The following is a 3,323-nucleotide window of genomic DNA, read 5'->3' as shown; positions in this document are numbered from 1 at the left end:
GGTAGGTCGTCGGCAGCGTCAGATGTGTATAAGAGACAGATATACCACAAAATGGGGCGTGCAGATTGCGGGAATGATTTTTCAAACACGCTCTAGAGTGTGCTTGGAAATTGATGTACACAAAAACACTCAAAACAAGGAGGGATTACATAATGAAAAAGAAAAAATTTCTGGCCTTTACTTTATGCTCACTTCTAACCCTTACCAGTATTCAGGAACCATTGGCATTCTCTGACGAAACACCCGATGATCCGGCATTTTCAGACGAAATTACCTCTGATGAAACAGCATACGACACAGGCATTTCTGATGTATCTGCTTCTGAAAATTCTTCTGTAGCACCTGATTTTTCTTCCGGCGGAAGCGATGATCCAAATATTTCTTCGGACAAAGGTTCCTTTCAGGCAACCCCCGCACGCAAACCATCCGAAAATTCCATTCCGATCACTGCCGACAGTGGATTTGCAGACTCTGTTTTCCGAAGATGGATTTCCGAAAACCTTGATACGGATCACGATGGACTTCTCTCTGACGAAGAAATCTCCGTATGCACAAAAATCACTATTCCTTCCATGTCAGTCGATTCTCTGGAAGGCATCGAATATTTTTACAACCTGGAGACCCTGGACTGTTCCGGCAATGAACTGCTGTTTCTCGATGTATCAGCCAACACAGTTCTGAAATCTCTGAACTGCTCCCACAACAATCTGCTCAGTCTGGATCTCTCCTCCTGCAAAAAGCTGAAAGATCTGGACATTTCCTTTAACAGCTGCGGGAGCAACAGTTCCATCAGTCTTCCAAAAAGTCCTTCTGTGGAGAAACTGAACATTTCTTCTGTTGTGCTTGATGATTTTGATTTCTCCCGTTTTTCCAAACTGAAAGAACTAGATTGCAGCAACTGTAACCTGCTCGCCCTTAAACCTACATCTATGCCATCACTGGAAAAGCTTATCTGTTCCGGGAATCTCCTGGATACCCTGAACTTAAGCCGCCTTTCCAGTTTAAAAGATCTGGACTGTTCTTCCAACAGTATACAGACTCTGAAACTGCCGTACACTAGATCACTGAATACCCTTTACTGCCAGAATAATCTTCTCACTAAACTGGATCTCTCCGGTTTTTCATCGCTGAAGAAACTAAACTGTTCCGGCAATAAGCTGTTGGGGCCTGATCTTCGCAACTGTCCTCTCGAGGAACTGATCTGCAATGATAACGTGATCCGTACTCCTATGGAATTCTATGATCTGTCTCAGTTTGCTTCACCCGAAGATATCACTGTAACAGAAAATGGTATGATCGATACTTCTTACCGGCTGACCGCTGTTAATAAATTAAATCCGGTAAAAATCCGCCGCAGATTTACCAGTGCCGGCATAGAACAATATGGCACACAAATCATTTACATTGGATATCTGCTTGAAAATGATTTCCAGTCCTCTGCGCTGTTTCATCAAATGCAGGAGAACTATCCACTGACAGACGATCATATGCTGTCCCGCGAGTATCTAAAGGAAGTTTCCTCCCTTTCTTTTGACGAAGGTTTTCCGCTATTTCCTTCAGATCTGGCCTATTTTACAGGACTGAAAAGTCTGAGATGTACAGATCTTCCTCAAATCACTGAACTGGATCTCAGCGGAAATCCAGAACTTACCAAACTGGTCTGTATGGGTACAGGTATCCGTTTTCTGGACCTTACTTCCAACACCAAACTGGAATCTGTTCAGCTATGTAACAACAGCCTTTCCTCATTAAATATAACCGGACTTATGTCACTTGACAGCCTTGACTGCCGTTTTAATTCTCTGGTCAGCGTTGATACCACAGGATGCACAGTTCTGAAGGATACCTTGTTCTTCCCTCAGCATACATGCACAGTCAACGCTGATCAGGCAGGAAAAATTTCATTCGACCAGCTGGGAAACTTTCATCAGCAACTGGATACACCGGCAGCAATCCTTGCAAGCGATGAACTGCTGTACACACCCGGAGATGACTACTTTACTCTCGTAAATCCCACAGGAACCAGGACAGAAGCATCTTTTTCCATCCTGGATACCAATACATGGCAGATTCTTGGAACCTGCCAGATGACCATAAATATTGAATCAGGAACTCCTGTCACTTCTGCAAAACCGACATTAAAAAAAATCAAATCCTCTCATGAGGTTACCATCACCTGGAAAAAAATAAAGAATGTCAGTGGGTACCGGATTCTCCGCAAAGAAAAAAATAAGTCAGGGGCTTCATGGAAAGCAATCGCAACAGTTTCCTCTTCCCGTACATCCTATACAGACAACACCGGACTGATTAAAAAATCCTACCTGTATACCGTACAGTCCTATGCCTTCCAGAACGGTAAGAAAGTCTACAGTAAATATAACACCAAAGGCCTGACCGGTACAGCAAAGCTCAAACGCCCTACAGTTAAAAAGCCGAAAAAAGATGTTGTCATAAATCTTGTATGTGACGAAGTTCCAGGCGCCGACGGCTATCGTATTTACCGCCGCAAGAAAGGTACCTCCAAATGGACAAAACTGGAAGATATTGAATTCTCCGGACTGTATTACACTGACGAAACTGCAGTTCCCAAAACAGTCTATGATTATGCAGTCCGCCCATACCGTAAGCTTGGCAGTAAAATTTCTCTGGGTGATTACAGTTCCACCGGATACGTCTGCCAGACTGCAGTTCCAAAGGTCAGCCTGACTTCTGTCACTGAACAGGATGGCGGTGTCACAGTGAAATGGAAACACCAGCTTTATGTCACCGGATACTTTATTTACCGTGCAGACAGTCAGAGCAGTAAATACTATAAAATTTCGGATATACCTAATGGTCCTGATGCTGAGGAATATTATGAATATTATGAGCCTGTGCCATTCGACTCCGTAAATCCATTATATAAAGTTCGGGCATACGTCCTTATAGGTAAGAAATATTACTACGGACCATATTCCAGAGCCCTGGCTCTAAATCCGTACTCCGATAATCCCAACGCTCACGATTTCTCGGAATTCCACATGGGTTACCAGTTAAGCAGCAGTTCTTCCTCCACAGGTTTTGACCGTAACTATGATGACGGCGGCAGTTTTTCCATGGCTGCTGCCTATCTTACACGCGGATCCGGTCCTGTATATGAATGGCAGGCTCCTTACGAAAATATCTCATCAGCATCATATGGCTCTTTCACACCTGCACTTAAAGTAAATGAGATTATTTTTATCCCTGAGCGAAAGAATGCCCTGGATAATCAGGCAATCAAGCAGGCAGTTATAGATTACGGTGCAGTATCCGCATCCTATCTTTCCGCTGATGAATATTAC

Annotated in this window: 1 protein-coding gene and 1 pseudogene; both read left to right on the top strand. The window is 43.6% G+C overall.

Annotated features, from left to right (window positions below):
* The coding region (locus tag ACTNES_RS20140) for a DUF6783 domain-containing protein (RefSeq protein WP_441040503.1) at window positions 1-235 on the top strand (235 nt) is incomplete at its 5' end.
* Window positions 153-3,323: pseudogene (locus tag ACTNES_RS20135) on the top strand (hypothetical protein); the annotation flags it as partial. The gene ACTNES_RS20140 and the pseudogene ACTNES_RS20135, both read left to right, overlap by 83 nt.

This window comes from Blautia sp. HCP3S3_D9 (assembly GCF_052063845.1).
GTDB lineage: Bacteria > Bacillota > Clostridia > Lachnospirales > Lachnospiraceae > Blautia_A.
This window is presented reverse-complemented; position numbering and strand designations above follow the sequence as displayed.